This is a genomic window from Microbacterium sp. JB110, assembly GCF_003335195.1.
Classification (GTDB): domain Bacteria; phylum Actinomycetota; class Actinomycetes; order Actinomycetales; family Microbacteriaceae; genus Microbacterium.
In genome coordinates, this window is the sequence record NZ_QPGM01000005.1 from 39328 (window position 1) to 64636 (window position 25309).

Genomic DNA, 25309 nt, shown 5'->3' on the forward strand with positions numbered 1-25309 from the left:
TTGACGGGCAACAGAAGTCCAGATACCTTCGCCATATGGTCAGTGAGGACTCCGCAGCGCCGCTGCTGCAGATGCAGGGCATCGTGAAGGTCTTCCCGGGAGCGCGCGCACTCGACGGGGTCGACCTCGACGTGCTCCCTGGCGAGGTGCACTGTCTGCTTGGGCAGAACGGAGCGGGCAAGTCCACGCTCATCAAGGTGCTCGCCGGCGCCCATCAGCCCACTCATGGCACGATCCTGATGGACGGCGAGCGGATCGAGATCCCGAATCCCGTGGCCGCGCTCGAACACGGCGTCGCCACGATGTACCAGGAGCTCGACGTCGTCGACGGGCTCACGGTTGCCGAGAACATCTACCTCGGCCACGAGCTCGCCACGGCGGGTGTGACTCAGCGGCGGGAGGCCACGAGCCGCACGCGTGAGCTGATGCAGCGTCTCGGGCATGCGGAGATTCCTCCGAACCGACTGGTGGGGGACCTCTCCGCCGCGGGCAAGCAGGTCGTGTCGATGGCGCGTGCGCTCTCCCGCAACGCGCGAGTGATCGTGATGGACGAGCCGTCGGCCGTGCTCGATTCGGGCGAGGTCGACAACCTCTTCCGCGTCGTCGACGACCTCACCGCTCAGGGCATCGCGATCATCTACATCTCGCACCGGCTCGAGGAGATCCGCCGCATCGGCGACCGGATCACCGTCATCAAGGACGGTCGCACCGTCGAGCGCAATCTGAGCGTCGAGACGACGCCGACGGACGAACTCATCCGGCTGATGACAGGCAAGGAGGCGGGCATCGCGTTTCCGGAGCGGCCAGGTGTCGCAGACGACGCTCCCGTGCGTCTCGACGTCACCGGCCTGTCGGTGGCAGGCGAGTTCTCCGACGTGTCGTTCACGGTCAGGGCAGGGGAGGTCGTCGGGCTGGCAGGTCTCGTCGGATCCGGACGCTCCGAGATCCTGGAGGCCGTGTACGGCGCCCGCCGCACCACCGCGGGCGTCGTCGCACTCGACGGAAAGCCGGTGCGGAAGGGCAGCGTGTCCGGCGCGATCCGTGCCGGCATCGGCCTGGCGCCGGAGGAGCGCAAGAGCCAGGGCCTGCTCCTCGACGAGCCCGTCTATCGGAACATCACGCTGTCGTCGTTCGCCCGGATGGCCACGGCCGGATGGCTGAACGAGAAGCAGGAGAAGACAGTGTCGGCCGAGCAGGCCACAGCGCTCGACCTGCGACCGACCGGCGTCGAGCGCGCGATCAGCACACTGTCGGGAGGGAACCAGCAGAAGGCGATGCTCGCCCGCTGGCTGGTGCACGGCTGCGACGTGCTGCTGCTCGACGAGCCCACCCGTGGTGTCGATGTGGGCGCCCGCGCCGAGATCTACGCACTGGTGCGCCGTCTCGCCGATGCCGGCACCGCTGTGCTCATGGTCTCCAGCGAGATCCCCGAGGTGCTCGGGCTCGCCGACCGCGTGCTGGTCGTGTCGGAGGGGCGGGTCGTGCACACGTCGCCGGCGCAGGACATCGACGAGCACCAGGTGCTCGACCTCGTTATGGAAGGAACAATCGCGTGAGCGAACAAGCCACTGCTGCGGCGGGGAGCACCGAATCCCGCGAGAAGGGCAGAATCCGATCGCTGCTGTCCGGTGCGGCCGGCCACAATCTCGGTCTCGTCGTGGCGCTGATCCTGCTGTGCGTCGTCGGGGCCGTCACGGGAGGTGAGCGCTTCGTCGATGTCGGCAACCTGCTCACCATCCTGCGTCTGGCCGCGGTGTTCGGCGTTCTCGCGGTCGGGATGACCTTCGTCATCACATCCGGCGGCATCGACCTGTCGGTCGGCTCCGTGATGGGGCTGGCGACGGTGTGGGCGACGACGTGGTCGACGCAGAACATGGCGGAGAGCTTCCACTGGATCATCATCGTCATCACGGCGCTCGTCGTCGGCACGGCGGCCGGACTCATCAACGGCGTGATCATCGCCTACGGAAGGGTCGTGCCGTTCATCGCCACACTGGCGATGCTCGCCGGTGCACGCGGCCTGGCGGAGCTGATCTCCGACAGGCAGACCCAGCGCGTGACGAGCACCGAGTTCGTCGACTTCTTCCGGATGGACCTGCTCGGGGTGCCGATGCTGGTCTGGATCTTCGCCGTCGTCGCCGTGGCCGGCTGGTTCCTGCTCAACCGCACCACCTTCGGCCGCCGCACCGTCGCGATCGGCGGCAACGCCGAGGCCGCACGCCTGGCCGGCATCAAGGTGCGCCGCCACACCCTGTACATCTACGCGCTGGCCGGCCTGGCCGCCGGCATCGCCGCCGTGATGATGCTCGGCCGCACGGGCGCCGGAACCTCGACGCACGGCATGCTCTACGAGCTCGAGGCGATTGCGATGGTCGTCGTCGGCGGCACCCTGCTCGCCGGCGGACGCGGCACCATCTTCGGCACCGTGCTCGGCGTGCTCATCTTCACGCTGCTGCTCAACATCTTCACGCTCAACAACATGTCGTCGTCGGCGCAGCTGGTCGCCAAGGGCGCCATCATCGTGGTCGCCGTGCTTCTGCAGCAGCGACTCTCCCGACGGGCCAGATCGAGCTGACCCCACCCGCATAGTCACACACCACATCCGGATCGAATCGAGGAAGATCACATGTCCGAACGCATCACATGGCGCAAACTGGTCGCCGTTCCCGCCGCGCTCGCCGCAGGCGCGCTGCTGCTCACCGGCTGCATCGGCAACGAGCCGCCGGAGGAGGAGACCGACGGCGGTACCTCCGTCAACAGCGGCACCTCCAATGACGAGACGGGCGACACCGTCACGATCGGCTTCTCGGCGCCGGCAGCCGACCACGGCTGGATGGGTGCGATCACGAGCGCCGCGCTCGAGACCGCCGAGTCGTACGACGACGTCGAACTGCTCCAGGCCGAGGCCACCAACGACGTCAACGCACAGATCAGCCACATCGAGACCTTCATCAACGACGGCGTGGACGCGATCGTGCTGCTGCCGTTCGACGGCGATGCGCTCACCGAGGTGGCGCTTGACGCGATGGAGGCGGGAATCCCCGTCATCAACGTCGACCGAGAGTTCTCCAGCCCGTTCGCGTCGCGAGCGACGATCCTGGGCGACAACTACGGCATGGGCGTCTCAGCCGGAACGTACATCTGCGAGCAGCTCGACGGTCAGTCCGACGCCGTCGTCGCCGAGATCCAGGGCATCGCGAACCTGCCGCTGACGCAGGACCGCTCGCAGGGCTTCGCCGACGCGCTCGACGACTGCGGCCTGTCGGTCTCCACCCAGGTCTCCGCCGACTTCACCATTCAGGGCGGCGAGACGGCCACGTCGAACCTGTTGCAGGCAGAGCCCGAGATCGACGCCATCTGGAACCACGACGACGACCAGGGCGTCGGCGTGCTCGCCGCGATCGACAACGCAGATCGCGACGAGTTCTTCATGGTCGGCGGCGCCGGTTCGCTCGATGTGATGGAGATGATCGAAGCCGGTGACACGGTCATGCACGCAACGGTGGTCTACCCATCGACTCAGGCGGCTGACGGCGTGAAGCTCGCTCGCCTCGTGGCGCAGGACAAGAACCTGGGCGACCTGGTCTCGGCCGACGTGCCGCGCACGATCCAGCTGCACGCACCGGTCGTCACGGAGGACAACGTCGACCAGTACATCGACCTGGGCTTCCGCTCCTGACCTGATCTTCGACCAGCGGCGGGCGCCGTGCGCCCGCCGCTGCGGCCCGGCGCGCCCATGCGGGCGGCTGGCCGCACCCAGCTAGGAAGGACATCACACATGGGTGAAGCAGCACGCCCTCGCCTCGGCGTCGGTATGGTCGGCTACTCGTTCATGGGCGCAGCGCACTCGCAGGCGTGGCGCACCGCGCCGCGTTTCTTCGACCTGCCGCTGAGCCCCGAGATGACCGCCGTCGTCGGCCGCGATGCCGCACGCGTCGCCGACGCGGCGGAGCGGCTCGGATGGCAGTCGGCCGAAACCGACTGGCGCCGTCTGCTCGAGCGGGACGACATCGACCTCGTCGACATCTGCACGCCGGGCGACACGCACGCCGAGATCGCCATCGCCGCCCTCGAGGCAGGCAAGCACGTGCTCTGCGAGAAGCCGCTCGCGAACAGCGTGGCCGAAGCGGAGCGGATGGCCGCCGCCGCCGAGCGGGCTGCGGCATCCGGCATCCGGTCGATGGTCGGGTTCACGTATCGGCGGGTGCCGGCGATCCAGCTGGCGCACCAGCTGGTCGCCGACGGCCGGATCGGCGAGATCCGGCACGTACGCGTGCAGTATCTGCAGGACTGGCTGTCCGATCCGGATGCGCCGCTGTCGTGGCGACTCGACAAGGAGAAGGCCGGATCGGGTGCGCTGGGAGACATCGGCGCGCACGCGGTCGATCTCGCCCAGTTCATCACGGGTGAGTCGCTGGTCGGGGTCGCCGGGCTGATGGAGACCTTCGTCACCGAGCGCCCGGTCGCCGCGTCGTCGAGCGGCCTGTCGAGCACGGCCGGCCAGGGGAGGGGGAAGGTGACGGTGGACGACGCCGCGCTCTTCTTCGGCCGACTGTCGGGGGGAGGGCTCGCCAGCTTCGAGGCGACCAGGTTCGCTTCGGGGCGCAAGAACGCCATCCGGGTCGAGATCAACGGATCCCGAGGATCGGTGTCGTTCGACTTCGAAGACATGAACGTGCTGCACTTCTTCGACGCCGCAGATCCTGCGGCGACAGCAGGATTCCGCAGGATCGTCGTGACCGAGCCCGACCATCCGTTCATCGCGGCTTGGTGGCCGCCCGGCCACGGCCTCGGCTACGAGCACGCGTTCACGCACCAGGCGGTCGATCTGGTCGGCGCGATCGCCGCTGGGCAGGACCCCGCGCCGTCGTTCGCCGACGGGCTCGCCGTGCAGCGCGTGCTCGACGCGGTCGAGCGCAGCGCCGCCAGCGGTTCGTGGCTCGAGGTGTGAGCCCCGCATCACGCTTCGGCGGCGCCGGCCGGGCAGCCGCATCGCATGACCCACGACCAGGTCTCCATCCGGAGACGACGGAAGGAACTGACATGACTCGACCGATCTCGCTCTTCACCGGCCAGTGGGCCGACCTGCCGCTCGAGGAGGTCGCGCGCCTGGCATCCGGATGGGGATACGACGGCCTGGAGCTGTGCTGCTGGGGCGACCACCTCGACGTGACGCGCTGGAACGACGCGGAGTACGTGCAGGGGCGCATCGACCTGATGGCCAGGCACGGGCTGAAGATCGTCGCGATCTCGAACCACCTCACCGGTCAGGCCGTGTGCGACGACCCGATCGATCGGCGGCACCAGGAGATCCTCTCGCCCGAGGTGTGGGGCGACGGCGACCCGGAGGGGGTGCGACAGCGTGCCGCCGAGGCGATCAAGGACACCGCCCGGATGGCGGCGAAGCTGGGTGTGCGCACCGTGGTCGGCTTCAGCGGCTCGTCGATCTGGAAGACCGTGGCGATGTTCCCGCCGGTGCCCGCCGACATGGTCGAGGCCGGCTATCAGGACTTCGCGGATCGCTGGAACCCGATCCTCGACGTGTTCGAGGAGGTCGGGGTGCGCTTCGCACTCGAGGTGCACCCGAGCGAGATCGCCTACGACTACTGGACGGCCAAGCGCACGCTCGAGGCGATCGGACACAGGGAGTCGTTCGGCCTGAACTGGGACCCGAGCCACATGGTGTGGCAGGACGTGGACCCGGTCGGCTTCTTGTGGGACTTCGCCGACCGCATCTACCACGTGCACTGCAAGGACACGAAGAAGCGACTGAACGGGCGCAGCGGCCGGCTCTCCTCGCACCTGGCGTGGGCGGATCCGCGCCGCGGCTGGGACTTCATCTCCACCGGCCACGGCGACGTGCCGTGGGAGGACGCGTTCCGGATGCTCAACGCGATCGGCTACGACGGCCCGCTGTCTGTGGAGTGGGAGGACGCTGGCATGGACCGCCTCGTCGGCGCCGCCGAGGCCGTCGGGTTCGTCCGCACCCTCGCCTTCGACGCCCCAGACGCCGCCTTCGACGCAGCGTTCTCGTCGAACTGACGCGGCACCGACGCAGACGAAGGGCGCCGCCATCGAGGCTGCGCCCTTCGTCTGCGTTGCTCAGGCGCCCTGGAGGTAGACGGTCGTCGTCTCGGTGACGAACTCGCGGGCTGCTGCGCCCTGTTCGCGGGGGCCGAGGGCGCTGCCCTTCATGCCGCCGAACGGCACGTGCAGGTCGGCACCGGCCGACTCGCTGTTCACGTGCAGCACGCCCACATGCAGGTCGTCGATCGAGGCCAGCGCACGCCCGAGGTCGCGTGTGAACAGTGCGGCCGACAGCCCGTATACGCTGTCGTTCGCCAGGCGCATCGCGTCGGAGGTGTCGCTGGCCCGGCGCACGGCGACGACGGGGCCGAACACCTCGTCGCGCCAGAGCGGGTGCGACTCGTCGGCGAGCTCGAACACCGTCGGCGGTACGAAGTACCCCTCAGCCAGTGCGCCGGATCCGTACGGCTCCGGCGCGTGCACGGGGCGCAGGCCGCCGTCCCTCGCCCCGGCGATCGCCTCGAGCACGCGGTCGCGGGCACGGCCGTCGACGAGCGGGCCCATGTCGACATCATCCGCGATCGAGTCGCCGACGCGCACCTGGGCCGCCCGCGCGGCGAACCGCTCCAGGAAGTCGTCGGCGACGGCGTCATCCACGACCACGCGAGAGGTCGCCGTGCACTTCTGACCCGCTGCGCGGAAGGCACCGCCGGCGACCCGCTCCACGGCGAGGTCGAGGTCAGCGTCGGCGAGCACGACGGAGGCGTTCTTGCCGCCCATCTCGCCCGCGAACGGCACCCCGCGAGCCGCCAGCCGTGCCGCGATCGCGCGGCCGACCGCCGTCGACCCCGTGAAGGTCACCGCGTCGATGCCGGAGTGCTCCACGATCGCGGGGCCGACGTCAGGCTCGCCGACGACGAGGTTCAGCACACCGGCAGGCAGGCCCGCCTCGTGCAGCTTCTGCGCCAGGCGGAGGGCGAGCAGCGGAACCGTGATCGCGGGCTTCCACACCAGGGTGTTGCCGTGCACCAGCGCCGGCGCCATCTTCCATGCCGGAATGCCGATCGGGAAGTTGAACGGGGTGATCACGCCGATCACGCCGACGGGGCGGCGCACGACCAGGATGCGCTCGCCGGGCCGCGGCGACGCATACACTTCACCCTGCTCGCGATGCGCCTCATTCGCCGTGTAGCGCAGAATGTTCGCCGCGTTGCGGACCTCGCCGATGCCCTCGGCGCGGAGCTTCCCCTCCTCGCGGGCGAGCTCCGTTCCCAGTGCGTCGGCGTCGGCGTCGATCAGGCCTGCCGCCCGCTCCAGCACCGCGGCGCGCTCGGCGATCGGCGTGCGCGCCCAGCCGGGTGCGGCAGCGCGCGCCGCGGCGACGGCGTCGTCGACCTGCTCGGGCCCGGCGGCCGTGCCCTCGGCGAGCAGCTCATCCGGTCGGCTCGGGTTCTCGTCGAGAATCCGCGGACCCGAGCCGTCGACGAAGCTGCCTCCGATGAAATGCGTGAGCGTGACCGTCATGTCTTCTTCTCCCTGGGGTGGATCAGCGGAATGCTTCGAGGCCCGTGATGTGCCGGCCGAGTACGAGGGTGTGCACTTCGTCCGTGCCCTCGTAGGTGCGCACCGACTCGAGGTTGTTGGCGTGGCGCAGCGGCGAGTACTCAGCTGAGATGCCGTTGCCGCCGAGGATCGTGCGCGCCTCTCGCGCGACGTCGATCGCGTCACGGGTGTTGGAGAGCTTGCCCACAGAGATGTGGTGCGACTGCAGTCGGCCGTCCTCCTTGAGTCGGCCGAGCCGCAGCGCCACGAGCTGCCCGTGCGTGATCTTCACCGCCATGTCCGCCAGCTTCGCCTGCGTGAGCTGGAACGACGCGATCGGGCGATTGAACTGCATCCGGCCCTGTGCGTATGTCAGCGCCGTGAGGTAGCTGTCGCGCGCGGCGCCGAGCACGCCCCACGCGATGCCGTAGCGCGCCTCATTGAGGCAGGAGAACGGACCTCGAAGGCCGCGCGCCTCCGGCAGCATCGCCGATTCGGGCAGTCTGACCTCACTCATCCGGATCTCGCACTGCACGGAGGCGCGCATCGACATCTTCGGTTCGATCGGCGTCGCAGTGAAGCCGGCCGAATCCGTCGGAACGACGAAGCCGCGCACGCCGTCGTCGGTCTGCGCCCAGATGACGGCGATGCCGGCGATCGAGGCGAGGCCGATCCAGCGCTTGGAGCCGTTCAGCACCCAGTCGTCGCCGTCGCGCCGCGCAAAGGTCGTCATGCTGCCTGGGTCGCTCCCCGCGTTCGGCTCGGTCAGACCGAAGCAGCCGATCAGCTCGCCTGCGGCCATCCGTGGCAGCAGCTCGGACTTCTGCTCCTCGGAGCCGAACTTGTGGATCGCACTCATCGCCAGCGAGCCCTGCACCGACACGGCGGTGCGCAGACCGGAGTCGCCTGCTTCGAGCTCCATCGCCGCGAGGCCGTACTCGACGGCGCCGCGGCCGGGGCAGCCGTAGCCGTCGTAGATCATGCCGAGCGCGCCGAGGCGGCCCAGTTCCGGCATGATCTCGGCGGGGAAGTGCGCCTTCTCGTACCACTCGGGGATCGACGGGCGGATGTCGTCGACGAAGGACCGGATGGCCTCGCGCGTCGCGCGCTCGGCATCGGTGAGCTGATCGTCGAGATCGAGCAGGTCGGCTGGTCCAGTCATGCTGCGGCCTCCTTGATGGCGGTGACGAGGATGTCGACGCCGCGTGCGACCAGCTCCGGCTCCGCGATGAGCGGAGGGAGCAGCCGGATGACGTTGCCGTGCGTTCCCGTCGTCAGGGTGAGTACGCCAGCCGCGTGGCAGGCGCGAGAGATCGCCGAGGTGAGCTCCGGCAGCGGCGACAGATCGGCGTCGGCGAACTCGATCGCGAGCATGGCACCGCGTCCGCGGACGTCGGCGACGACGCCGAGCTCGTCGACGAGCGGATCCAGCCTCTCGCGCACCGCCTGCTCGATGCGGGCGACGTTCTGCAGCGTCTCGGGGTCGTCGAGCACCTCGAACACGGCGAGCGCGGCCTCGCACGCGACGGGATTGCCCGCATAGGTGCCGCCGAGGCCTCCGGTGTGCACGGCGTTCATGATGTCGCTCCTCCCGGTCACCGCCGAGATCGGCATCCCGCCGCCGAGCGCCTTGGCCGTCAGCGTCAGATCGCCCGCGATGTCGTCGTGCTCGCTGGCGAACAGGCGTCCGGTGCGGCCGAGTCCCGCCTGGATCTCGTCGACGACGAACACGATCCCGTGGGCGCGGGCGAGGCCGGCGAGCCCGGCGAGGAACCCCGGCTGCGGCACGTTGAAGCCGCCCTCGCCCTGGATCGGCTCGACCACGAGCGCCGCGAACGACTCAGGGCCGTGCGCCTGCAGCACGCGTTCGACCTCCGCGAGCGCGGTCTCGGTGTCGAGGCCGCTGCGCAGCGCGTTGCCGTTGGTCGCGCGCACCACCACGTCGTCGGGCAGCGGGCCGAACCCCGAACGGTACGGGTGCTCCTTCGCCGTCATCGCCATCGTCAGCAGCGAGCGGCCGTGGTACGCCTCGTCGAGCACGAGCACTCCGGGGCGACCCGTGTGCTTCCTGGCGATCTTCACGGCGTTCTCGACGGCCTCGGCACCGGTGGAGAAGAGCGCGGTGCGCTTGTCCCACTCGCCTGGCACCCGCGCGTTCAGCCACTCGGCCACGCGCACGTACGACTCGTACTCGGTGACCATGAAGCAGGTGTGCGTGAAGCGCGCGGCCTGCTGCGCGATGCGCTCGGCCACACGAGGGTGTGCGGCGCCGACGCTTGTGACGGCGATGCCGCTGGCGAGGTCGATGAACCGGTTGCCGTCGACGTCCACGAGCACTGCGCCCTCGGCATGGTCGACGAACACCGGCAGCACCGTGCCGAAGCCGCTCGACACGGCGTTCTCGCGCTCAGCGTGCAGCTCGCGCGAACGCGGACCGGGGATCTCGGTGACGACGGAGGGCGCCGACAGGCGCGCAGCATCGGGAGGAGCGAACGTCATGCCGCCACGCTATGGGCGATGCCTCACGTCCGGTATGGATGAAACGTCCCGAAATGCGGAAAGCATGGATGTTCCATCCTGCTTTAAGGCAGAATGACCGGATGGTGTCCCTTGCGCAGCTCGTGACGGAGGCGGGCAGCGCACTGCGCCCCGTCGGCCCGCTTCCGCTCCCCTCACCGCAGGTCAGGGGAGTGCACGTCTCGGAGCTCGTCGATCCGACGACGTTCCTCGACGGCGGCGAGCTCGTGCTCACCACGGGCGTGCCGTTCACCGTGCGCGGCGAGCGGCCGGGCCCCTACGTCGATCGTCTGGCGCGGATCGATGCGGCCGGGATCGTGGTGGGGCTCGGGCAGGGCATCGACGAGATCTCGAGCGGCCTGCGCGAGGCCTGCCGCCGCAGCGGCGTGCCCCTGCTGGTGGTGCCGCCCGAGGAGCCGTTCCAGCGGGTGACGCGCGCATACTGGGCGCTCGTCGCCGGAACCGATCGCACCGCCGCGGTGCAGTCGCTGAGCGCGCAGTCGCGGATCGTGCGGGCGATCGCGGCGGATGAGCCGGCGGCGCAGATCGTGCGGATCGTGGCACAGTCGCTGGGCGGCTGGGCCGCGTTCCTCCCGCACGACGACGCGGCAGAGTCAACCGGATGGCCCGCATCCCGCTCCGGGCTGCTGCCCGCCGTGCGCACCGAGGCGCGACGGCTGTTCGCCGGCACCGAGCTCGCCGCCGCGACGTTCGCGGTCAGCGGCCACGACGTCGTCGCCTACCCCGTTGCGCCGACCGGCGCCCTCGCCGTCGGCGCAGGACGCCCGCTCTCCGCCGAGGATCGCCTGCTCGTCGTCACCGCGCAGGCCGCGCTCGAGACCGCGCTCGCCGCTCGCACAGAGGAAGAACCGGATGCCGAACGGGGCATCGATGAGGTGATCGCCGACCTCGTCGGCGCCGGTCACATCGAGGCGGCACGTTTCGTCGCCCGCAGGCGTCGCCCGCGCCCACCCGTCGACGCAGAGCACGTCGCTCGCTGGGTGGACGATCTCGCGGCGGCCCGCGGCACGCTCATCGACACGGTCGCCGAGCATCTGCGGGGCGGCCGGAGCTGGGAACGCACCGCGCGCTCGCTCGACGTGCACCGGAACACCGTGCGCTCGCGGATCGCGCAGGCGGAGCAGATCATCGGGCGCCCGCTGTCCGACCCCGACGTGTCAGCGTCGCTCTGGCTCGCGCTGCGCGAGCTGTGACGACAGGCGCGACCGCTGTGCGGATCAGGCCTCGTCGAGCCACGCCCTGACGTCGTCGCCGTGCTCGTCCAGGCGAGGCGAGGCCGTCGCCGGAGGCTCGAACCGCGGCTGCCACAGCACCGGATGGCGCACCTGCCTGCCGTGCGATGCGCCGTCGGCGCCGGTGACCTCGATGGTCGGATCGAGGCCGAGCCGCTCGGCGTAGGCGATCCCGTCGGCGATGTCGCCCGCCTGGCCGGCCGGCACTCCCGCCGCGCTCAGCGTCGCCTGCCAGTGCGCGGCCGTCTCGCGGGCCAGGGCGCCCTCGAGTTCCTCCCGCAGCTCACCCCGGTGCGCCACGCGCAGGGCGTTGGTGCGGAAGCGGTCATCGTCCGCGAGCTGCGGTGCGCCGATCGCGACCGCCAGCTTCGCGAACTGGCGGTCGTTCCCGCACGCGACGGCGAGCGGGCCGTCGGCGCAGCGCAGCAGTTCGTACGGCGCGATCGACGGATGCACATTCCCGAGCCGAGCGGGGGAGGCACCGGCGCCGAGGTGGGCGGATGCCTGATTCGCCAGCGCCCCCTGCAGGCTGCTCAGCAGCGAGATCTCCAGCCTGGCTCCCGACCCGTCGCGCTCGCGGCGGCGCAGCGCGGCGAGGATGCCGATCGTCGCGTCCTTGCCTGTCAGCACGTCGACGACGGCGACGCCGGCTTTCATCGGGTCGCCGTCCGGCTCACCCGTGATGTGCATCAGCCCGCCGAGCGCCTGCACCACGAAGTCGTAGCCGGCCAGGCGCGCGCCGCCGGCCGAGCCGAAGCCGGTGATCGAGGCGTACACGATCGACGGGTTGATGCCTGAGACTTCGTCGTAGCCCAGCCCCATCCGGTCCATCGTGCCCGGGAGGAAGTTCTCGATGACGACGTCCGCTCGCGCGGCCAGCCGCCTCGCCCGCTCGAGGTCGCCTTCGTCCTTCAGATCGAGCGCGACCGATTCCTTGTTCCGGTTCACACCCTCGAAGTACGTCGCGGCGTGCTCGCTGTACGGCGGACCCCACGCGCGAGTGTCGTCCCCGGTGCCTGGGCGTTCGACCTTGATGACGCGCGCTCCCAGATCCGCGAGCGTCATCGTGGCCAGCGGTCCGGCCAGCACGCGCGAGAAATCAGCGACCAGGATGCCCTCGAGCGGAGCGGAGGTCATCGCGCCGCACCTTCCTGCGTCGACGCCCGTCCGACGACGGCGATCGGGTGCTCCCGCTCGATGGGCGCCTCAGCGCTCCCGCCGATCAGATCGAGGATCAGCTCTGCCGCGGCCACACCGGCGGCGTGCGGGCGCAGGTCGACAGCAGTGACGGGCGGGTCGACGAACTGCAGCGCCGGATAGTCCACGCACGAGGCCACGGCGATGTCGCGACCGGCGACGAGACCGGAGCGGTTGAGCACGGACAGCACCTCCACGGCGCCGCCGTCCGGACCGACGACGACCGCATCGACATCCGGATGATCGGCGAGCAGCCGCTCGGTCGCCTCACGCACCTGGTGCGACGGCGCCTCGAACGAGGTGTACCTGATGATCGGTTCGACGCCGCGCGCCGTGCAGTCGTCGCGGAAGGCGTGCGCGAGCGACGCCGACCAGTCGGTGTCGTCGGCCGCGACGATGAGGGCGGGGCGGGCGAACCGGGTGCCGTCGAGGTGCGCCATCAGTTGGGTCATCGCAGCCGCGTGATCCGAATAGACCACGCCATCCGGCTTCGGGCCCTCCAGCACGTGCTCCGTCGTGACGACCGGCGTCGGTTCGGCGATCAGCCGCTCCGCAACGGGGTCGCCTCTGCGGGGGTCGGCGATGATGATGCCGTCCGCGCGCAGGCGGCGCGGTCGCTGCTGCCCCTGCGGGCGCGTCACGACCGTGACGTCGTAGTCCGCGCGCGCTGCGGCGCTGATCACCCCGAACGCGAAGGTCATGTAGTACGCGGACCGCGCTGAGACCTCGGGCAGGATGATCGCCAGCGTCCCGGTCGCCGAATGCCGCAGGTGCTGCGCTGCCGTGTTCGGCGCGTAGCCGAGATCGGCCGCGGCCGTCAGCACTGCGTCCCTGGTGGCCTCCGAGATGCGGCCGCGGCCGGACAGAGCGTCCGACGCCGTCGTCTTTCCGACGCCGGCGCGCTTGGCGACGTCGATGAGCGTTGGTCGTCCGGAATCGCGCATGGGGGCGATTCTTGCACACCGGATCGGCGGGGATCGTCCTGGCGGAACGCACGAACATCGCGTAGCATCCCCTGCATGCCGGAACGTTCCGGCATTTGATGGGCTCGCATCGATCGACGAACCGCTCGGTGCGAGAGACGACGGATCACTGCGGATGGAGCGATATGGCCTGCAACTGTGCGACCACGACATCGGTGGGTGTGATCGGAGACGAGCGCACACCCTTCGCGTCACTGAGCAGGCTCGAAGTCGAACGCGTCGGCGAGATCCTCCGCGCGGAGGGCGTGCTGAACGGCGAGCGTCGGATCGCGTATCTCGGCGTGGCTGAGCCCGATCGCCGCGCCGCCGCGCCGGCAGGGCGCCGGGCCCTCGCGCAGCTGCTCGACGGGGCGTCAGGACTGGAGACCGTGGTCGACCTGGGCTCGGGAGCAGTCGTCTCGACCAGGGCCATCGACCCGATCGACGAGGGCCAGGTCCCCCTCCTGAGCGAGGAGCACGTGCTCCTGCGCGAGGTGCTCGGCGCCGACGACGGCTGGGCCGCCGCGCTGCGCAGGCGCGGCATCGACGACCCGTCGACGGTGGCGCTCGCCGGGCTCAGCGCCGGGCGCTACGACCGGCCCGACCTGGCGGGAAAGCGACTGGCGCGTGTGCTCGCGCACCACCAGCCGACGCCGGAGACGATGCCGTGGGCGCACCCGATCGACGGTCTGCTCGCCGTGGTGGATCTCGCCGCGGCCGAGGTGGTCGAGATCGTCGACACGCACCAGCCGGCCATTCCGCAGGAGCACGGCGACTACCACGTTCATGGCGCCTTCGGTCCGGAGCGCACGACGCAGCGACCCATCGAGATCACCCAGCCGGAGGGACCGAGCTTCCGGATCGACGGCGATGAGCTGACGTGGGAGAAGTGGTCGCTGCGCGTCGCGTTCGACATGCGCGAGGGGCTCATCCTGCAGGACATCGGCTTCGACGACGCCGACAGGCGGCGTCCGATCCTGAACCGCGCATCGATCGCCGAAATGCTCGTGCCCTACGGCGATCCGGGTCCCGTGCGGTTCTGGCAGAACTACTTCGACACCGGCGAGTACATGCTCGGCCGCCTGGCGAACTCGCTCGAGCTCGGCTGCGACTGCCTCGGTGAGATCGCGTACCTCGACGCGGTGATCCCCGATGCGACAGGCGGCGCGCGCATGCTGCGCAACGCCGTGTGCATCCACGAAGAGGACGCCGGCATCCTGTGGAAGCACACCGAGCAGTTCACCGGCACCACCGACGTGCGCCGACAGCGCCGATTGGTGGTGTCGTTCTTCACCACCGTCGGCAACTACGACTACGGCTTCTACTGGTACCTGTACCTCGACGGCCGCATCGAATTCGAGGCGAAGGCCACCGGCCTCGTCTTCACCGCGGCGTATGACGAGCGCACCAGCGACTACGCCTCCCAGCTCGCCCCGGGCCTCGCAGCGCCCTACCACCAGCACCTGTTCTGCGCGCGGCTCGACGTCGCCGTCGACGGGGAGCGGGCGAGCGTCGACGAGGTGGACGTCGTGCGCGTGCCGACCGGGCCGAACAACCCGTGGGGGAACGCGATCGCGAATCGTGCCACCCGGCTGCGCACCGAGCAGGAGGGCAGGCGACGCGCCGATGCGTCCGTCGATCGCACCTGGCACGTGTCGAACCCGGATGCGAGCAACCGGATGGGCGGGCCCGTCGCGTACGTGCTCCAGCCGGAGGGCAGACCAGTGCTGCTCGCGGCAGAGGACTCCGTGATCGCCCAGCGCGCCGCATTCGCCGCCGACCACCTCTGGGTCACCGCATACCATGCGGACGAGCGCTATCCGGCCGGCACCATCGTCAATCAGAGCGCGCCGGGCGGTGGGCTGCCCTCCTACATCGCCGATGACGAGAGCATCGACGGCGAACGGCTCGTGCTGTGGCACACGTTCGGGCTCACCCACTTCCCGCGGCTCGAGGACTGGCCCATCATGCCCGTCGACGCGACGGGGTTCAGCTTCGCGCCGTACGGATTCTTCGACCGGAATCCGACGCTCGACGTGCCGGCGATGACCGCGTCGCACGGCGCATGCGGGTGCGAGAGATCCGGGCACGACGACGCAGGCCGCGCACAGGCGCACGGATGCGGGGCGGGCGGTCATGGCCACCACTGAAACTGTGAAATCTGTGTTTCGAGATGCCGTGGGGGCTTGTGCCCGGCCCGTTCGGCTTGTACCTTCCCAACAATGCCGGAACGTTCCTGCAACCCGACCGGGGCCGCCATGAATCGGCCCATTCCCGAAGGAGCCTCATGAAGAAGCGCGCTTTCCTCGCACTCACCGCGGTTGCGGCCGTCGGCCTCACCGCGTGCGGCGCACCCGCAGACCCCACTGGCGGCGGAGGCTCGGCCGAAGAAGTCGAGCCAGGCTACCTCGCCGTGGCTGACCCCGACTTCGCCGCAGGCGGCGAGCTCACCGTGCAGGTCGACTACGACGTCGACGAGGTCGGCGGCCTCGACCCGCAGGCCGCGTCGGCTGCCCGCGGCTGGATGGTCGAGGGCCTGGTCTACGAGACGCTCACCACGATCGACGAGAACCTCGAGGTCCAGCCGGGCCTCGCAGCCTCGTGGGAGCAGCCCAGCGACACCGAGTACGTCTTCCAGCTCGACACCGACGCGACGTTCTCGAACGGACGCGACATGACCGTCGACGACGTCGCGGGCAGCCTGCAGCGACTCGTCGACACCCCGACCACGTGGACGGGCCAGCTCGGGCCGATCAGCTCGGTCGAGGCGACGGGCGACGAAGAAGTCACCGTCACACTGGCCGAGCCGTACACGCCGTTCCTCGCGGCCCTGGCGAACACCCCGGCGGCGGTGCTTCCGATGCAGGAGATCGACGCAGGCGACATCGACGTCGCCACCGAGATGCTCGGCACGGGCCCCCTCGTGGTGGCGGAGCACCGCCAGGACGAGTACTGGACGTTCGAACCGAACGAGCACCACCAGGCAGCGGACGAGCTCGGCTTCTCCGGGCTCCGCCTCGAGGTCGTCTCAGACGAGTCCACCCGCGTGGCCGCATTGCGCGACGGCAGCGCCGATCTCGCCATGCTCAACTCCGTGGACTCGGCCGACGCGCTGGCCGACGCCTCGGATGTAGCCGTGGTGAACCAGCAGAACACCGACTTCCACTACCTGATCATGAACTCGATCGCCGGCGACGAAGCCCTGCAGGACGAGGACGTGCGATTCGCGATCAACACCGCGATCGATCGCGACGCGATCAACGAGCTCGTGCTCGGAGGAACGAGCCAGTCGACCGGCGTCACGCCGGCGACGCTGCCCGACGCCTGCGTCGCGGAGGATCTGCCCAGCGCTCAGGCCGCGGTCGAGGACGCGAAGGCGGTCATCGACGACCTCGGCGGTCTCGAGCTCAACCTCGTCGTGTACGACTCCGAGGCCGTGCTGAGCGACATCGCCCAGGTGATTCAGCAGAACCTCGCGGAGATCGGTGTGACCGTCTCGATCGAGTCGTACGACTACGCGACGTACTCCAGCCTGGTGTACGCCGATCCGTCCGACTTCGACCTCGCGCTGAGCTGGTTCTCCGGCTACGCCGACCCGTCCATGGTCACCACGTGGTGGAACCCGTCGCTGGCCGGCTTCACGAGCGTGTACAACGTCGGCTCCGACGAGACCAGCGCTCTCATCGCCGACGCCGCCCAGACTCCGGCCGGAGCCGAGCGGGCGGACCTGTTCTCCGATCTGTGCGCGAGCGTCGATGAGGAGTCGGAGACGGTGCCGCTCGTGCTGCGCCCCACGGAGATCGGCTACCGCACCGACGGCCTCAGCCCCACGCTCTTCGCCGACGAGGGCTACGGGAACGTGCTGCGCGCGATCACCGAGTACCGCGCGGCCGAGTAGCGCTCACCCTTCGGAGTTCTCTTATGACAGTCGTGCTGTGGGCGCTGCGGCGCATCGTCGTCGCGGCGGCGACGGTGCTCGCCGTCGGCGTGCTGATCTTCGCGTCCGTCCGGTTGATGCCTGGCAGTTACGTCGACGTCGCGCTCGGCCCGCTCGCCACCGCAGAGCAGCGTGCGGCGGCGATGACCGAGGCCGGGCTCGACCAGCCCATCGTCGTGCAGTTCGCGCAGTGGATCATGGGCGTGGTCACCGGCGACCTCGGCCGGTCTTTCGTCTCCGATGTCGCCATCGCGGAGGAGTTCGCGCTGCGGCTGCCGGTGACCGCGACCGTCGCGCTCGGTGCCATCGCGCTGACGGTGATCATCGGCATTCCGCTCGGCTTCCTCACCGCGCTGCGCTCCGGCCGCCGGGGCGGAGGCGCGGGGGGACGCATCGTCAGCGCGCTCGGCATCAGCGTGCCCGACTTCGTGCTCGGCGGTCTGGTCGTCTTCGCCGTGTCATCACTGGCGATCGGACTCTCCGTCGGCGGCTACCGCTCGTTCGATACGGATCCCGCCGCGTTCGTGAGCTCCCTCGTGCTGCCGACGCTCGTGCTGGCGGTGCCGAGCGCGGCCATCACCGCGCGCAACACCCGCGACGCCGTGATGAACGTGCTCGTCGAACCGCACATCGGTGCCGCGGTCGCACGCGGTTCGTCGTCGTGGTTCATCGTGCGACACCACCTCATCCGGAATGCCATGCCGCCCGTGCTCACACTGCTCGCCACGATCACGGCGACACTGCTGGGCGGCACGGTGATCGTGGAGAGCATCTTCGACGTGCCGGGCATCGGCGCGTACCTGATCACGGCGCTCGGCCGCCGCGACTACGCGATCATCCAGGCCGGCGTGCTGCTGGCCGCCGTGGTGTTCATCGTCGCCAACCTCATCGTCGACCTCGTCGCCGCCGCGCTCGATCCGCGCCTGAGAGGGAGGAGAGTCTGATGTCGGCAGCCCCCGCGACCACATCCGTGATGCCCACCCAGCGCCGCAGGAGGCGACGCCGGGTCGACCTGGTGCTCGTCATCGCCTCGGCGGTGCTCGGCCTGTTGGTCGTGCTCTCCGGGCTCGGCTGGCTCACCGACCTCGCCGGTTCGACGACCGACACCGTCGGCGCACGCTTCGATCGCCCGTCAGACGCGTTCTGGCTCGGCACCGACAACCTCGGCCGGTCGGCGCTGCCCCGCCTGCTCGAGGGGATCGGCACCACACTGCTGCTGTCGCTGATCGCCGTGGCGTGCTCCGCCGTGGTCAGCACCATCCTCGGCATGCTCGCCGGCTACTTCGCCGGCAGCGTCAGCGAGGTCGTGATGCGCGTGATCGACGTGCTCTACGCGTTCCCCGCGCTGGTGCTGGCGATCCTCATCTCGGCGCTGATGGGGCCTGGCCGCGTCGCCGCGATCGTCAGCATCACGATCATCACCATCCCGCTGATGACCCGGATGGTCCGGATCACCACGATGCGCGTCGCGCCGAGGGACTTCATGGTGTCGGCACGGATCAGCGGGGTGTCGGCCCCGCGGATCTTCGCCGAGCACCTGCTGCCCAATATCGCGGGCACCATCGCCGTGCAGGCGAGCTACGCGCTGTCGATCGCGATCCTCGTCGAGGGAGGACTGAGCTTCCTCGGCTACGGCGTGCAGGTGCCAGGCGCATCGCTGGGCACCCTGGTGCAGGAGGGGATGCAGTACATGACGCAGGCGCCGTGGCTGCTGATGGCGCCGGGGCTGGCGCTGGTGATCTCGATCCTGTGCGTGAACCTCGTCGGCGACAGCCTGCGCGATGCCTTCGAACCCCGAGAGACACGGAGCCTGTCATGAGCGCTTCCGAGAACACGCCTCCCGCCCTCGACGCCGACGACGTCGTGGTCGACTTCGACACCCCGTCTGGGGTCGTCAGGGCGCTCGACGGGGCGACCGTCGACATCCGGGCCGGATCGTCGCTCGCGATCGTCGGCGAGTCAGGATCTGGCAAGTCGACCCTGGCGTCGCTCGTCGCGCGGCTGCAGCCGCGGAACGCCGAGATCTCCCGCGGCACCGTGCGCGTCGACGGCGCCGACGTGACGGCGATGCCGACCGATCGTGTGCGCGAGCTGCGCCGCACCACGGTCGGCATGGTGCCGCAGGACCCGATCGGCTCGCTCGACCCGACGCTCCGGATCGGACGGCAGCTGCAGCTCGTGCTCCGCGAGGCAGGCAGCGACCACGACAGAGCGGCGTGCGTCGAACTGCTCGACAGCGTGCGGATCGCCGACCCGGAACGGGTGCTGCGGCTGTTCCCGCACGAGGTGTCGGGCGGGATGGCGCAGCGGATCGCGATCGCCATCGCGATGTGCCGCGAGCCGCGGATCCTCGTCGCCGACGAGCCGACGGCGGCGCTGGATGCGCAGGTGCGCGAGGAGGTCATCCGGCTCATGTTCGACCGAGCCGCGGCGAGCGGCACGACGATCGTGTGGCTCAGCCACGATCTGCCCAGCGTCGCGCGCTGGTGCGACGAGATCGCGGTGATGTACGCGGGTCGCGTCGTCGAGCGCGGACCCGCCAGAGACGTGCTCGATGCGCCAGTGCATCCTTACACCAGGGCGCTCGCCGGTGCGGACCCGGCGAACGTGCCGAGGGGCGCGCGCCTCGTCTCGATCGCGGGAACACCTCCCGTGCTGCGCGAGGCGGCGCACGGGTGCGCGTTCGCGCCGAGGTGCGACTTCGCCGTCGACGCCTGTCACGTGACACGGCCGCGGCGCGTGACCAGCATGGGCCGATCCGTGCTGTGCATCCGCACCGACGAGCTTCCGGAACCGGCGCCGCTCGGTGCCCGTCGCGAGGGAGACGCCGCATGAGCGCGCTCGTCGAGCTGGACGACGTGTCGGTCGAGTTCCGCACAGGGTGGGGCGCGAACCGACGTCACGTCACCGCGATGGACCGCGTCACGCTTTCGATCGAGCAGGGCGAGACGCTCGGCCTGGTGGGGGAGTCGGGATCGGGCAAGACGACGACGGGTGCGGTCGTGCTGGGACTGCAGCGGGTGACGAGCGGAGCTGTGCGCTTCGACGGCGCACCGCTCGCCCGCAGCCTGCGCTCTCGCGCGGGTCGCATGCAGGCGGTGCAGCAGCACCCGCAATGGGCGCTCGACCCGCGCCGGCGTGTGATCGACTCGGTGCTCGAGCCGTTGCGCGTCGTCTCCCGCGACCGGGATGACGAACGACGCGCGCTCGCCATGCTCGCCGATGTCGGGCTGCCGGAGTCGTTCGCCTGGCGCCATCCGCACGAGCTGTCCGGCGGTCAGCGCCAGCGGGTCTCGATTGCGCGCGCCCTCGTCACGAGGCCGAAGTTCATCGTCTTCGACGAGGCCGTCAGCGCGCTGGACGTGTCGGTCCAGGCCCAGATCCTGAACCTCATCCGGGATCTGCAGGCCGAACATGCCTTCTCGTCCCTGTTCATCTCGCATGATCTCGCCGCGGTGCGCTACGTCGCACACCGCGTTGCGGTGATGCGACGCGGAGAGGTCGTCGAGGTGGCCGACACCTCCGTCTTCTACGAGAGCCCCTCCCATCCGTATTCGCAGAAGCTGTTCCAGGAGTTGACATCGTGACCCATCGCCTCGCCCCCTACTTCCCCTCATCCGCCGGACGGACCAATCGGGACCTCCCGCTGGTGCCGGCCAACGGAGCGGGCAGGTCGCGTCTCGAGTACGACTTCCCCGGAGTGCTCGTCGGCAGCGCGGAATACGATGAGGGGCCGACGGGCGCGACGGTGATCTCGGTGCCTGCGGGGGCCAGGACAGCGGTCGACGCCCGGGGCGGGGCGGTCGGGCAGATCGGATCGTATCCGTTCAACCACGCCATCTGCCTCGCCGGCGGTTCCGTCTACGGCCTCGCCGCGGCGACGGGTGTCTCGCACGCGCTGCTGGAGAGCACGGAGGGCAGGGCGTCGTTCGCCGACCTGAAGCTGGTCTCCGGCGCGATCATCTACGACCTCGCCGTGCGGGACAACGCGATCTATCCCGACACCGAGCTCGGCCGCGCGGCGCTCGAGAACGCGGAGCCGGCCGTGCGGATCGGCCGCGTCGGCGCCGGTGCGACGGCATCGGCCGGCAAGATCGAGTACTCGCGGACGGAGTTCACCGGCCAGGGCGCGGCGTTCCGCCAGGTCGGCGACGTGAAGGTGCTCGCCGTGACCGTGGTCAATCCCGTCGGCGTCGTCGTCGACCGTGACGGCACGATCATCCGGGGCGACTACGACGAATCCAGCGGCGAGCGGCATCACCCCGACAAGCACTACGAGGCGGCCATCGCCGAGGGCGGTCTGCCCGACACCGCCGCGGGCAACACGACCGTCACCGCGGTGATCACCAACGTCGCACTCGGCGATGTGGAGCTGAATCAGCTGGCCAAGCAGGTGCACAGTTCGATGCACCGCGGCATCCAGCCGTTCCACACCTCGCTCGACGGCGACACCCTCTTCGCTCTCACGACCGACGAGGTCGAGCTGCCGCGCTCGCCGGAGACGAAGCACGGGCGGCTGTCGCTGAACGCCACTGCGATCGGTTCGCTCGCGAGCGACGTCGTCTGGGATGCGATCGTCGAGGCGGGGCGGTAGGCGGTGCACGAGTTCGCGAAGTACCCCGCTCCTTCCGGCCAGGACGTCGTCGAACTGGTGCGCAGGCATCCGTTCGCCATGTTCGTGACGTCGCAGCCGGGCGGAGCGCCGGTGGCAACGCACTCACCGGTGGTGATCCCTTCGGATGCCGCACCTGTTGACACGCTCGTGGGCACCACCCTGCTCGGCCACATTGCGAGGGCGAACCCGCAGTGGCAGAGCATCGACGAGTCGATTCCCGCACTGCTGGTGTTCTCCGGCCCGCACGGTTATGTGTCGCCGACGAGCTATGCCTCCGACCCGTCCGTGCCGACCTGGGACTACGCGGCCGTGCACCTCACGGTGCGTGCGGAGGTGCTCGAGGGCGCGGACGAGTGTATGCGGATCGTGCGCGAGACGGTGCGCGCCGCGGAGGACCTGATGCCTACCAGGTGGAACGACGAGAGCTCGGTGCCCACCTTCGAGAGGATCGTGAACGGCGTCGTCGGCTTCCGCCTCACCGTCACCGACGAGAAGGCCGTGTTCAAAGTGAGCCAGGACAAACCGGACGACGTGCGAGAGCGCGTCGCACGCGACGCCAGGGAGCGCGGCGACGCCTACGGCGACATCGGGTCGCTCGTGGAATCGAGGGGGCGCCTGGTCTGCCCCGGTACGGGCGCGGAGCTGAGCGCATGATCCGGCGGTGGCATGCCGAGAGCACGGACGCCGCCGAGCGCGGGCGCGCATACGGGCGTGCGTGGCGCGCCGAGCTGCGGGCCTCGCTCGCGGAGTACTCCGAGCTGTTCGAGCGGCTCGCGTTCGCTCCGGATGCCGTTGCTCGCGTCGTCGACGGCGCGCTCGCCCAGACGGCGGCGCACGCGCCCGCTGTGCTCGACGAACTCGTCGGCGTCGCCGATGGCGCTGAGATGACGATCGCAGAGATCATGACGCTCAATGCGCGCACCGAGGTCCTCGCGCTGCAGAAACCGGAGGGCGGGGAGTGCTCCACCGCCGTGTTCCTGCCGGCCGACGGTCCGCCCCGGACGATCCAGACCTGGGACTGGCTCGACGCGCTGTCGGCCGACAACCTGGTGCGCTCGCACATCGCAGCGGACGGACGAAGGGTGGTGACGTTCGCCGAGTTCGGGCAGGCCGCGAAGATCGGCGTGAACTCCCGCGGCCTCGGTGTGCACTTCAACATCCTGCACCACGTCTCAGACGGCGCGGGAGCGGGGCTGCCTGTGCACATTCTGGCTCGGAGGATCCTCGACGAGGCGGCGACCGTCGATGAGGCGGTGGCGATCGCCGAGGCGGTGCCGCTGTCGGCGTCGACCGTGATCACGGTGGTCACCCGCGACCGCGCCGTCTGCGTCGAACTCGCACCTTCGGGCATCGCCGTGATCGCCGCCGTGCCAGAGCAGCTGTTGGCCCACACGAATCACTTCATCGATGCGCGGTTGTCGGCCGGCGAGGTGACGGTCTACGCCAGCACCACGGCGGAGCGCCTGGTGTGCCTCACCGACCACGCGGAGGCGGTCGCGCTGCCGACGGGTCTGGAGCGCGCGCTCGCGCTCGGCGCCGTTTCCGATGCTCCCATCTCGATGCGACCGCGGCCCGAGTCACCGCGGCACCTGCAGTGGGCGTCCAAGGCGACGATCACCATCGACGTGGCGGCACCTGCGATCGAGCTGCACGCCGGCGGCCCGGCCGAGGTCACCCGCGAGGGCTGGCGCCGCATCGAGGCGTGAGGTGAGCGACGCCCTTCATCTCGCCGCGCTCGTCCTCGCCTCGGCCGGAACATGCTGCCTCGCCGCGTCGGTCGAGCGCCGTCGCGGGCGTCGGATGGTGTGGGCAGGGAGCGTGGCGGCCTCGCTCATCATGATCGGCGTCATGTCCGACATCGTCTTCGGGCTCGGCATCGCGCATCCCATCGCGTGGGCGATCGCGCTGCTGGCAGGCTCGGTCGCCGTCGCGGCGGGGGAGCGGACGCTGCTCGGGCGCACCGATGCCGCGCGGGGCCCCGCGGTGCACACGGCGATCGGCGGCCTCGTGGTGATCCCGCTCGTGCTCGCGATGGGGCAGTACTCGGGCGCGCAGGACGCAGCGCTCGCGGGCGCAGCCGCACACGCTCACGGATCGGGCGGTGCGCTGCTTCTCCTGCCCGCCGCGGCTTTCGTCGCCTGGTCCGTCGTGCTGTTCGTGCGCACCGGCAGCTCGGCGCGCGAGCGCATCCAGCACGGCGCGATGGGAGCGTCGACCATGCTGATGGCGCTGGCGGCGCTCGGATGACGGGATGGAGCACTCCATACGGTCGGCACGCTCAGGGTCGCGAACGCGAGATCTCTGCGTGCACGTGCACCTGCTCGATGCCTCCTCGCGCGATGTCGTCGAGCGTGAACAGGTCGGCCGACGTCACCGCACCCGAAGCCTGCGTGCGCCCCGCCATGACGGCCGCCAGCGCCACGAACTCGCCCGTGGTGCGTGATTGGCCCTCGCCTGTCGCCGTGATTGCTTCGCGCGTTCGCCGGTTGACCGCGGTGAGCGACCACTGGTCACTTCCGAGATGAGGCGCACGACTGACCAGACGGGACAGCGAAGGGAAGCTGCCGACCAGACGGAGCGCGGCCGTCGTCAGCGCGCTGTCGGTGGCCAGGAACGAGCGCACGGCGACGCCGCGTGCTCGCCCGATCAGCAGGTCGTCGGGGAAGTCCGCGCGCAGGCACGAGCGTTCTCCGGATGCGGTGGGCAGCCGGCGTCGCTGTCTGAAGTTGAACACGGCGCTGTCTTCCGGCGCGTTCCACACCTCGCGTCCGGCGAGCGCGGCGGTCCACTCGACGGCGGCGGCGCCGTGCGTCTCTCCTCCGCCGAGCACGATCGCCAGGTCGACGTCGTCTCCCGGCTCGCTCGCGACCTCCGCCACGAGCAGTGTGCTCAGCCCCGGGGCGAGTCCGGCGCCGAGCACGATACTCGCACCGGTGTCCTCCGCAGCCGCGGACAGCTGAGCGAGGTACTCGGCGGTGGCGGAGGCATCGACGAGCGCGGTGCCGCCCAGCAGCCCAGCGATACGCGGATCCTCGATGCCCGACGCGTTGATGACGACGTCATGGTCGGAGACAGCCTCCCGCAGCGCGGTGCGCCCGGCATCGGCGGAGAGGTCGACGGCGATTCCGCCAGGGGGCGTGGAGCGACCGGCGGGCGTGACGCGATGTCCGGCGGCTTCCAGCACGTCGGAGGCTGTGCGGCCGACGGCGCCGCGGGCACCGATGACGAGGAATCTCATACGTGTCTCCCTGCAGTTCTC

Annotated in this window: 22 protein-coding genes; 16 read left to right on the forward strand and 6 right to left on the reverse strand. The window is 70.1% G+C overall.

The genetic code is table 11. From position 1 onward, the window contains the following. Positions 1-35: 35 nt before the first annotated feature. The 5 genes from CIK77_RS10100 to CIK77_RS10120 all read left to right on the forward strand — a co-directional run bounded on the left by CIK77_RS10100 (position 36) and on the right by CIK77_RS10120 (position 6042). Positions 36-1556, forward strand: a complete 1521-nt coding sequence (locus CIK77_RS10100) for a sugar ABC transporter ATP-binding protein (protein ID WP_087054190.1) — start codon at positions 36-38, stop codon at positions 1554-1556. Further along, complete coding sequence (locus CIK77_RS10105) at positions 1553-2575, forward strand: ABC transporter permease (protein ID WP_170934053.1); 1023 nt, start codon at positions 1553-1555, stop codon at positions 2573-2575. Before CIK77_RS10100 ends, CIK77_RS10105 begins: the two co-directional genes overlap by 4 nt. 51 nt (positions 2576-2626) lie before the next feature. Next, positions 2627-3679: a substrate-binding domain-containing protein gene (locus CIK77_RS10110; RefSeq protein WP_087054191.1), complete on the forward strand. Its 1053-nt coding sequence runs from the start codon at positions 2627-2629 to the stop codon at positions 3677-3679. Between the two features lie 99 nt (positions 3680-3778). Next, positions 3779-4951 (forward strand): Gfo/Idh/MocA family protein, encoded by a 1173-nt coding sequence (locus CIK77_RS10115; RefSeq protein WP_249268491.1) that lies wholly within the window; start codon positions 3779-3781, stop codon positions 4949-4951. 92 nt (positions 4952-5043) lie between these two features. Then, on the forward strand, positions 5044-6042 hold the full coding sequence (locus tag CIK77_RS10120) for a sugar phosphate isomerase/epimerase family protein (RefSeq protein WP_087054192.1): 999 nt from the start codon (positions 5044-5046) through the stop codon (positions 6040-6042). A gap of 60 nt (positions 6043-6102) precedes the next feature. Here CIK77_RS10120 and CIK77_RS10125 read toward each other — a convergent pair whose 3' ends face one another. The 3 genes from CIK77_RS10125 to CIK77_RS10135 are packed head-to-tail and all read right to left on the reverse strand — an operon-like array spanning position 6103 to position 10068. After that, positions 6103-7551 carry an aldehyde dehydrogenase family protein gene (locus CIK77_RS10125; protein WP_087054193.1) on the reverse strand — a complete coding sequence of 483 codons (1449 nt, stop codon included), beginning with the start codon at positions 7549-7551 and terminating at the stop codon, positions 6103-6105. Positions 7552-7573: 22 nt separating this feature from the next. After that, positions 7574-8731, reverse strand: a complete 1158-nt coding sequence (locus tag CIK77_RS10130) for an acyl-CoA dehydrogenase family protein (protein WP_087054194.1) — start codon at positions 8729-8731, stop codon at positions 7574-7576. Further along, on the reverse strand, positions 8728-10068 hold the full coding sequence (locus tag CIK77_RS10135) for an aminotransferase class III-fold pyridoxal phosphate-dependent enzyme (protein ID WP_087054195.1): 1341 nt from the start codon (positions 10066-10068) through the stop codon (positions 8728-8730). Before CIK77_RS10135 ends, CIK77_RS10130 begins: the two co-directional genes overlap by 4 nt. Before the next feature lie 101 nt (positions 10069-10169). Between CIK77_RS10135 and CIK77_RS10140 the strand changes: the two genes are divergently transcribed. Further along, positions 10170-11300, forward strand: a complete 1131-nt coding sequence (locus CIK77_RS10140) for a PucR family transcriptional regulator (protein WP_170934067.1) — start codon at positions 10170-10172, stop codon at positions 11298-11300. Between the two features lie 24 nt (positions 11301-11324). On the opposite strand, the gene CIK77_RS10145 is transcribed toward CIK77_RS10140, so the two are convergent. Then, complete coding sequence (locus CIK77_RS10145; RefSeq protein WP_087054197.1) at positions 11325-12476, reverse strand: CaiB/BaiF CoA transferase family protein; 1152 nt, start codon at positions 12474-12476, stop codon at positions 11325-11327. After that, entirely contained in the window at positions 12473-13480 is a 1008-nt protein-coding gene (locus CIK77_RS10150; protein WP_170934068.1) for a LacI family DNA-binding transcriptional regulator, read from the reverse strand. The genes CIK77_RS10145 and CIK77_RS10150 overlap by 4 nt, the downstream gene beginning before the upstream one ends. 164 nt (positions 13481-13644) lie before the next feature. On the opposite strand from CIK77_RS10150, the gene CIK77_RS10155 reads away from it, so the two are divergent. The 10 genes from CIK77_RS10155 to CIK77_RS10200 all read left to right on the forward strand — a co-directional run bounded on the left by CIK77_RS10155 (position 13645) and on the right by CIK77_RS10200 (position 24297). After that, a complete protein-coding gene (locus CIK77_RS10155; protein ID WP_087054199.1) occupies positions 13645-15648 on the forward strand; it encodes a primary-amine oxidase in 2004 nt (667 codons plus the stop codon). Positions 15649-15785: 137 nt separating this feature from the next. Continuing rightward, a complete protein-coding gene (locus CIK77_RS10160; protein ID WP_170934069.1) occupies positions 15786-17396 on the forward strand; it encodes an ABC transporter substrate-binding protein in 1611 nt (536 codons plus the stop codon). Between the two features lie 23 nt (positions 17397-17419). Beyond that, on the forward strand, positions 17420-18379 hold the full coding sequence (locus CIK77_RS10165; protein WP_087054201.1) for an ABC transporter permease: 960 nt from the start codon (positions 17420-17422) through the stop codon (positions 18377-18379). Continuing rightward, the gene (locus CIK77_RS10170; protein WP_249268492.1) at positions 18379-19254 is read left to right on the forward strand and encodes an ABC transporter permease; all 876 of its coding nucleotides are present in this window, start codon (positions 18379-18381) and stop codon (positions 19252-19254) included. The genes CIK77_RS10165 and CIK77_RS10170 overlap by 1 nt, the downstream gene beginning before the upstream one ends. After that, positions 19251-20270 (forward strand): ABC transporter ATP-binding protein, encoded by a 1020-nt coding sequence (locus CIK77_RS10175; protein ID WP_087054202.1) that lies wholly within the window; start codon positions 19251-19253, stop codon positions 20268-20270. Before CIK77_RS10170 ends, CIK77_RS10175 begins: the two co-directional genes overlap by 4 nt. Then, positions 20267-21022, forward strand: coding sequence for an ATP-binding cassette domain-containing protein (locus CIK77_RS10180; RefSeq protein WP_087054203.1), 756 nt, complete (start codon positions 20267-20269; stop codon positions 21020-21022). Before CIK77_RS10175 ends, CIK77_RS10180 begins: the two co-directional genes overlap by 4 nt. Then, complete coding sequence (locus CIK77_RS10185) at positions 21019-22029, forward strand: P1 family peptidase (protein ID WP_249268493.1); 1011 nt, start codon at positions 21019-21021, stop codon at positions 22027-22029. The genes CIK77_RS10180 and CIK77_RS10185 overlap by 4 nt, the downstream gene beginning before the upstream one ends. A gap of 3 nt (positions 22030-22032) precedes the next feature. Then, positions 22033-22704 (forward strand): FMN-binding negative transcriptional regulator, encoded by a 672-nt coding sequence (locus CIK77_RS10190; protein WP_087054205.1) that lies wholly within the window; start codon positions 22033-22035, stop codon positions 22702-22704. Beyond that, positions 22701-23756, forward strand: a complete 1056-nt coding sequence (locus tag CIK77_RS10195; protein WP_087054206.1) for a C45 family autoproteolytic acyltransferase/hydolase — start codon at positions 22701-22703, stop codon at positions 23754-23756. Before CIK77_RS10190 ends, CIK77_RS10195 begins: the two co-directional genes overlap by 4 nt. Position 23757: 1 nt before the next feature. Further along, a complete protein-coding gene (locus CIK77_RS10200; RefSeq protein ID WP_087054207.1) occupies positions 23758-24297 on the forward strand; it encodes a hypothetical protein in 540 nt (179 codons plus the stop codon). Between the two features lie 31 nt (positions 24298-24328). Here CIK77_RS10200 and CIK77_RS10205 read toward each other — a convergent pair whose 3' ends face one another. Then, a complete protein-coding gene (locus CIK77_RS10205) occupies positions 24329-25288 on the reverse strand; it encodes a hypothetical protein (protein ID WP_087054208.1) in 960 nt (319 codons plus the stop codon). Between the last annotated feature and the right edge of the window lie 21 nt (positions 25289-25309).